Origin of the sequence: Achromobacter sp. UBA5777, from assembly GCF_002418565.1 — a bacterium.
GTDB lineage: Bacteria > Pseudomonadota > Gammaproteobacteria > Burkholderiales > Burkholderiaceae_B > Achromobacter > Achromobacter animicus.
In genome coordinates this window covers 1-7,395 of the sequence record NZ_DIEJ01000018.1, presented here as the reverse complement: position 1 = coordinate 7,395, position 7,395 = coordinate 1, and the positions used below count along the sequence as shown (strand labels likewise).

At 66.3% G+C, this 7,395-nt stretch carries 4 protein-coding genes and 1 pseudogene; 1 reads left to right on the top strand and 4 read right to left on the bottom strand.

Going from position 1 to position 7,395, the window contains the following annotated elements; genetic code table 11:
• The first annotated feature begins 734 nt into the window (after positions 1-734).
• On the top strand, positions 735-1,712 hold the full coding sequence (gene dapD, locus B3446_RS00930; protein ID WP_191576468.1) for a 2,3,4,5-tetrahydropyridine-2,6-dicarboxylate N-succinyltransferase: 978 nt from the start codon (positions 735-737) through the stop codon (positions 1,710-1,712).
• A 75-nt stretch (positions 1,713-1,787) separates the two neighbouring features.
• Here dapD and B3446_RS00925 read toward each other — a convergent pair whose 3' ends face one another.
• The 4 genes and pseudogenes from B3446_RS00925 to priA form a co-directional block, all read right to left on the bottom strand.
• The gene (locus tag B3446_RS00925) at positions 1,788-2,405 is read right to left on the bottom strand and encodes a hypothetical protein (protein WP_291376687.1); all 618 of its coding nucleotides are present in this window, start codon (positions 2,403-2,405) and stop codon (positions 1,788-1,790) included.
• Positions 2,406-2,530: 125 nt separating this feature from the next.
• Positions 2,531-3,385: a class II glutamine amidotransferase gene (locus B3446_RS00920; RefSeq protein WP_175125103.1), complete on the bottom strand. Its 855-nt coding sequence runs from the start codon at positions 3,383-3,385 to the stop codon at positions 2,531-2,533.
• A 72-nt stretch (positions 3,386-3,457) separates the two neighbouring features.
• Positions 3,458-5,553: pseudogene (locus B3446_RS00915) on the bottom strand (UvrD-helicase domain-containing protein).
• Positions 5,554-5,897: 344 nt separating this feature from the next.
• Positions 5,898-7,395, bottom strand: a 1,498-nt coding sequence (gene priA / locus B3446_RS00910) for a replication restart helicase PriA (RefSeq protein WP_291376684.1), incomplete at its 5' end; no start/stop codon positions are given.

Genomic DNA, 7,395 nt, shown 5'->3' with positions numbered 1-7,395 from the left:
CGACCATAATGTCTGGTGAGATTCACGTCATACCAAGCGCATCTCCCGAGGGTGTCAGACACCGGCAGCGGCAAACGCTATCGGCAGATTCAGGCAGCGACGGCAATAGATTCGGTGTCTGACACCGGGCAAATCCACAAACGCCGATCTGTTCATCATTAATCATCATTTGAACCCCAGTGCCCGATGGGCGGCGCGTACTGGTCGCCAAGTTGTGGCTGGCTGTCGCCGCGCCGCCCATCACCGCCCCTCCCCCGTGAGGGCGGCACATTAGCAAACTAACCGTCACCAGCGCGCAAGCGCTCACCGCCCCGACGTCGCACCGCTCATATGCTGGGTTGCCGCCGTCCGGGCGGCAGCAACCCAGCGGCCCCGCAGATCCCCTGCCCTGACCACAGGTCGTGTAGCGCGCAAACCAAAGATCCTCGTAGCACGGCGTCGCGGNNGTCCGGAGCGAAGGCTCCGGACCGCAATCGTGGGCGATCGTGCCCACGGGGACCGCGGCGCCGGGCGACCTACGGAGACCTGCCGCCACGAAGGCTGATGTCTCGAGGGCCGGTATCAGACACCCTGACGAAGACGATTGTCAGCTCGGATCACCGTCTCAGCAGGTCTCAGACACCTAGCCATAACTACATCCGTAGACAAACCCACCACCATCCGAATACCACCAACATCCACACCCATTCGCCTAGAATGTCGCCCACCAAAATCGCCATCCCCCACCATCTCTCATGTCCGCCGCCCCCACCAGCGCCATCGCTTACGGCCTAGCCACGTTAGCCGCCGACGGCACCGTCCTTGACACTTGGTATCCGCGTCCCTCGCTCGCCGATAACGCCCCTCCCACCGGGACTCGTCATCTGACGCCTGAAGAAGCGCGCGCCGCGCTTGGCGAGCACGTTGCCACGGCGCTCGTCCGGGACACGCGCCGCAAGGTCGATATCGTTGCCGTGCGCACCGCCATTTCCTCGCTCGACGAGCCGCCCGTTGATGCCCACGACGCCTATCTGCGTTTGCATCTCCTAAGTCACCGGCTCATCCGGCCGCATGGCGCCAATCTGGATGGGTTGTTTGGCGTGCTCGCCAATGTCGCGTGGACCTCGGTGGGGCCGTGTGCCGTGGATCAGGTCGACGCGCTGCGCTGGCATCTGCGCGCCACGGGGCAGGTGCTGGAAATCCGTGGTGTGGACAAGATTCCGCGCATGACCGATTACGTCGTCGCCAGTGGCGTGCGCATCGCGGACACCGCGCGTGTGCGGCTGGGTGCGCATCTGTCGCCGGGCACCACCGTGCTGCACGAGGGGTTCTGCAATTTCAACGCCGGTACGCTGGGCGCGTCCATGGTCGAAGGCCGCATCAGCGCGGGCGTGGTCGTGGACGATGGCACCGATATTGGCGGCGGTGCGTCGATCATGGGGACCATGTCGGGTGGCGGCAAGCAGGTGGTGTCCATCGGCAAGCGTTGCCTGCTCGGCGCCAATTCGGGAATCGGCATTTCGCTGGGCGACGATTGCGTGGTCGAGGCCGGCTGCTACGTCACCGCCGGCACGCGGGTGCTGACGCCGGAGGGCGCGGTGGTCAAGGCGGTGTCGCTGGCCGGTCAGCACGGGCTGCTGTTCCGCCGCAACTCGCAGACCGGCGCGGTGGAAGCGCTGGTGCGGACCGCGGCGTGGGGCACGTTGAATCCCGCGCTGCATTCGGGGCACTGAATGGAATATGGCCGCTGCGAGCGGCCATATCAGTCATGCGGCGTGCGCTCGGTCCCCCGAGCCGGCGCCTTGGCGTCAGGCGTATTCCGCCGTTTGCCCCAACTGGTTGTACACCAGGTTGACGAAGAGGTCGGAACTCAGGATGCGCGCAACGCGGCATGAGAAGACCGTCTTGCCGCTGTCGTCCTGCAGCGTGACTGTGTCGGTCCAGTCGTTCAGATCGATGGGCTGCAGCGACTCGTAGGGCCACGTGACGCCGTCGATGTGCAGGCCTTGCGCCGACAGGGACACTTCGCGCGTTTCCAGGTTGGGGAAGGTGCCGCCGGTGATATAGCGGAACGTGACGCGCGCGCCCTGCTCCGTCAGCGATTCCAGAACCGGCAGCCGGCGCGCCACGTAGTGCGAGCGGAAGGCGTCCATGAACGCGGGGAATTCGTCGATGCCGGCGGCGACTGTCCAGGCATTTTGCGCGGCGCTGCGGTACGCAAGGCGGTCGGCGGATCCTGCTGGCGAGTCCGGCTGGCCGGTGTAGAGGCAGAGATCCTGGATGTCCGCGAATGCGGTGTAGGTGCGGGCGCCGCCTTCCTGGCTGACGACTCCGTTTTCGTGCAATTCAAAGCAATCCGGGGCGCTCCCCGTGCGGGTAAACACCGCGAATGCGTCTATGGCCTGCGGGGTTTCTCTATCTGTCATGCAACTTCCTGAATGGATTGGGGTGCTATCGCGGCCCAGGACGTCGCAATGTCTTGCGAGCCGTATTCTCCCCCATATGCGGAATATGTGCTTGATGACCCCAATTCCCGCACTTTGAACGGAAATCACTCGCCCGGCGGAATCGGCGCGAAACGCATGTGCTGCACGTCGCCGCGTCCAGCGATGATCGCGGTGGATTCGGGTACTTCTTCCCAGACACCGGCCATGTCCGACAGCGGCTCTGACAGCAGCAGGAACGCGTCGTCGTCCATCGCGGCGATCTGCGCGTTGTCCGGGTAGAGTTCGCGCAGGTGGCGCACGCAGGTGTTGTGAAACAGCGTGCGCGAGTCGCCTTCGCTGGAATAACGCACCGCGATCAGGCGCTCGCCGTCCAGCGCGCATACGGTCATGTTGATGGGATGCGCCACGCCGTGGCGCCGGCCGGTCTCCTCGACCGCGCCCACCATGCGGGCGATTGCGGGGATCGGGTCTTCGTCCAGGCCGAACGTAAGGGCCAGAAGAAACATCACCTCGGAATCCGTGGAGCCTTCCAGCGATCCGAAATACGCGGGCGCAATCATCAGCATCAGATCACGGCGCAGCAGCGGGTAGTCGCGGATGAGGCCGTTGTGCACGAACAGCCATTGCCCGTGCCGGAAAGGGTGGCAATTGGTCTCTTGCGCGGGGGTATCGGTGGCGGCGCGGATGTGCGCGACGAAGTGCGGCGCGTGGATGGCGCGGGCGGCCTCGCGCAGATTGCGGTCGTTCCAGGCCGGATGCACGCTGCGATAGCGGAACGGCGGTTCGATGGGTCGGCCTTCGATGGGGCGGCTGTACCAGCCCAGCCCGAAACCGTCGCCATTCGTGGTGGTGGCGCCCAGGCGGGAATGCAGGCTTTGTTCGATGAGCGAGTGCTTGGCCTTGAACAGCACGCTCTCCATCTGCAGGGGACTACCGGTGTAAGCCAGCCAACGGCACATGATGCGCTCCTTCTATCCGGATAGGCCAGTGTAGGAGCGGGGCGCGCGTTACTTCAAGCCCGCGGCCGTCCCCTATTTGTTCAGCAGTGCCTTCAGCATGGCCATGCGCTCCTTGGGGCTCATGGCGGCCGTGGCGTCGTCCTCCTGAATGCGCACGTCGCCCAGGCCCATTTCCTCGATGAAGCGCGACGGCTCGCGCACCAGGTCTTCCCGCGCGCGGCGGCGGCGCTTGCACCAGCTCAGGTGCAGGCTGCGCTGCGCGCGCGTGATGCCGACGTACATCAGGCGCCGTTCTTCCTGAATGCGGGTGGCCAGGTTCTCGGCGGCGCGCGCAGGATCGCCGACTTCGTCGTCCTTGCCCAAATGCGGCAGCAGGCCTTCTTCCACGCCGGCCAGATACACGTGCGGGTATTCGAGGCCCTTGGAGGCGTGCAGCGTGGACATCTTGACGGCGTCGGGCGCTTCTTCCTCGCCACGCTCCAGCATCGTGACCAGGGCCACGTGCTGCACCAGATCGAAGAGCGACATGTTGTCTTCCTCGGCCTTGCGCTTGAGCCAGCCGGTCAGCTCCAGGACGTTCTGCCAGCGCGTCTGCGCGGGACGCTCTTCGAAGAGTTCGAACAGGTGCCGTTCGTATTGGATGGCTTCGAGCAGGTCGTCGAGGATGGCGCCGGCGGGTTCCGCGGTNNGGGGGGGGGGGCGGGGGCGGGTGGTGCGGGCGCCGCGTCCTTGCCCGAGGCCGCGCCGCGACCGGCGCGCCACTGCATGCGGCGGATGAATTCCGCGAAGGTGCGCAGCTGTTCCAGCTGGCGCGGCGCCAGCACGCTTTCGAGGCCGGTTTCGGCCACGGCGGCCAGCAGCGACAGTTCGCGGCTGGCGGCGTACTGGCCCAGCGCCTGCAGCGTGGCCTGGCCGATACCGCGCTTGGGCGTGGTGGCCGCGCGGATGAAGGCGGGGTCGTCATCGTCGTTGGCCAGCACGCGCAGGTAGGCCAGGATGTCGCGCACTTCGGCCTTGTCGAAGAAGCTTTGCCCGCCGGAGATCGTGTACGGAATCTTCAGGTTGCGCAGCGCCTGCTCCAGGATGCGCGACTGATGATTGCTGCGGTAAAGGATGGCGAAATCCTTCCACTGCGCCTGGCGTTCGAAGCGCGCGGCGGACACCTTCATGGCGATGGATTCGGCCTCCTGCTCCTCGCCGTCCATGGCCGAGACCTGGATCGGTTCGCCCACGCCCAGCTCGGACCACAGTTTCTTTTCGAAGAGCTTGGGGTTCTTTTCGATGACCTGGTTGGCGGCTGCCAGGATGCGCTGCACCGAACGGTAGTTCTGCTCGAGCTTGATGAGCTTGATGTTCGGGTAGTCGGTGGTCAGCTTGGCCAGGTTCTCGATGGTGGCGCCGCGCCAGGCGTAGATGGCCTGGTCATCGTCGCCCACGGCGGTGAACATGGCGCGCGGGCCGGTCAGCAACTGCACCAGACGGTACTGGCACACGTTGGTGTCCTGGTATTCGTCCACCAGCAGGTAGCGCACGCGGTTCTGCCAGCGGGTGCGCACTTCTTCGTTGCTGGCCAGGAGTTGTGCGGGAATGCGGATGAGGTCGTCGAAGTCCACCGCCTGATAGGCGGCCAGCGTGGCGGCGTAGCTGCGGTAGACGTTGGCGGCTTCGACGTCGCCCGGCGTGATGGCTTCGCGCGCGGCGTCGTCCGGCTCCAGCAGCGCGTTCTTCCATAGCGAGATGATGCCCTGCACGTGGCGCAGGCGCGCCTTGTCGGTGGTCGCCAGCAGTTCCTGGATGATGCCCATGGCGTCGTCGGCGTCCAGGATGGAGAACGTGGGCTTCAGGCCCGCGTTGCGCGCCTCTTCGCGCAGCATCTTCACACCCAGCGAGTGGAAGGTGCTGATGATCAGGCCCTTGGACAGCTTGCGGTCGACCAGCGTCTTCACGCGCTCGTCCATTTCGCGGGCGGCCTTGTTGGTGAAGGTCAGCGCGACGACGTTGCGGCCCATGTAGCCGCATTCGCGCAGCAGGTAGGCGATCTTCTGCGTGATGACGCGCGTCTTGCCGCTGCCGGCGCCCGCCAGGACGAGGCAAGGGCCGTCCAGGTAGAGCGTCGCCTCCCGCTGCGCGGGATTCATGCCGTGGCCAATTGGTTCGCTTGCGGACATTGGAGAGATTTAGATCGTCATGCGTCGCGGCGGCCACACCAACGCAGCCGGCAAGCAAGAGGCCTGCCGCTGCCCGTCAATGGGCCGGAAAAACGCGAGAAAAAGGGGACGGGCGCAGCCGCCACAGCGGGTCTGCCGCGCCGGTGCGATAGAGGAAGACGATCATAGAACAATCAGGTCGAAGGCGCATCGGCGGGTTGCCGCAGAGGCGCCCCACGTGGCCGCAGGGGCACAACACCGGCGCATCGTCGCAGTGGCGAACGGTACACGGGGAGTCCTTCGGTGCGCGACGGCCAGCCAGCGGCGCGGCGCCGCGTCGCACCAGCGTCCCGCCCTACCACTCATTAGATTTCCAGCGGATCGACTTCCAATTGCCAGCGCACGCGCGCCTCGTTCGCCAGATAAGGCAGGTGATGCGACCACGATGCGAGAAACGCCTGCAGCGCCGGCCGGCTGCTGCTTTCGGCCAGCAGCTGCGCGCGCTCGATGTTGGCCACGCGCACCACGCGCAGCGGCACGGGGTCGTACAGCATGATCGCGTCCATGCCGGGAAAATCGGCCGCCCATTCGCCCTCGGGCAGCACGCGGGCCTGCTCAAGGAACGCTTGCGCCACCTTGAGTTCGCGCGCCTCGGCGGTCAGCAGCGCCTGGTAGACGTAAGGGGGCAAGCCGGTGCTTTCGCGCTCGTGCAGCGCGTGGCGCGCAAACCCGGCGTAGTCGTGGCGCAGCAAGGCCTGGTACACGGGCTGCTCGGGATAGCCGGTCTGGATCAGCACTTCGCCGTTGCCCTGATGGCGGCCCGCGCGGCCGGCCACCTGCATCAGCTGCGCGAACAGGCGTTCGGGCGCGCGGAAATCGTGGGCGAACAGCATGGAGTCTGCGTTCAGCACGCCGACCAGCCCCAGCCGCGCAAAGTCGTGCCCCTTGGCCACCATCTGCGTGCCGACCAGGATGTCGACTTCGCCGGCGTGGACGGACGCGAACAGCGCTTCGGCACTGCCCTTCTTGCGCGTGCTGTCGGCGTCGATGCGCAGGATGCGCGCCTCGGGAAAGAGTTCGGCCAGGTGTTCCTCGACGCGTTGCGTGCCGCGGCCCATGGGCGCCAGGTCCTGGTCGCCGCATTCGGGGCAAGCGCGCGGCACGGGGGCCTGATAGCCGCAGTGATGACACTGCAGGCGATGGCCGCGAAAGTCCGTGCGATGCAGCACGGTAAAGGCCGTGCAGCGCGGGCAATTGCTGACCCACGCGCAGGACTGGCAATGCAGCACCGGCGAATAACCGCGCCGGTTCAGGAAGATCAGCACCTGCTCCTTGCGCTCGAGCCGCTGGCCGATGGCCTCGAGCAGCTGCGGCGACAGCCCTTGCTTCATCTGCAGGCGGCGCGTATCCACCAGGCGGATCTTGGGCAGCTCGCTGGACCGCGCGCGGCCGGGCAACGTCAGGCGCAGGTAACGGCCACGCTCGGCATGCTGCCAGGTTTCCAGCGACGGCGTGGCGGACCCCAGCACGACCGGAATGTTCAGATCGTGGGCGCGCCACACGGCAAGATCGCGCGCCGAATAGCGCAGTCCGTCCTGCTGCTTGTAGGACGTGTCGTGTTCTTCGTCGACCACGATCAGGCCCAGCTCGGTCAGCGGGGCGAAGATCGACATGCGCGTGCCCAGCAGCATGCGGGCCTGGCCGCGCTGGGCGCGGGTCCACGCCTGCAGCCGCTCGCCGTCGGACAGCCCGCTGTGCATCACCGCCAGCCCCTCGGGGCCGACCAGCGCTTCCAGGCGTGCCCGCAGCGCGGCTTCGAGCTGCGGCGTCAGATTGATTTCGGGGACCAGCAGCAACACCTGC

Coding starts and splice junctions, on each gene's coding strand:
- B3446_RS00920 (WP_175125103.1), bottom strand. CDS start 3,385: ATGTGCCGTTGGCTGGCTTACACCGGTAGTCCCCTGCAGATGGAGAGC.
- B3446_RS00925 (WP_291376687.1), bottom strand. CDS start 2,405: ATGACAGATAGAGAAACCCCGCAGGCCATAGACGCATTCGCGGTGTTT.
- dapD (WP_191576468.1), top strand. CDS start 735: ATGTCCGCCGCCCCCACCAGCGCCATCGCTTACGGCCTAGCCACGTTA.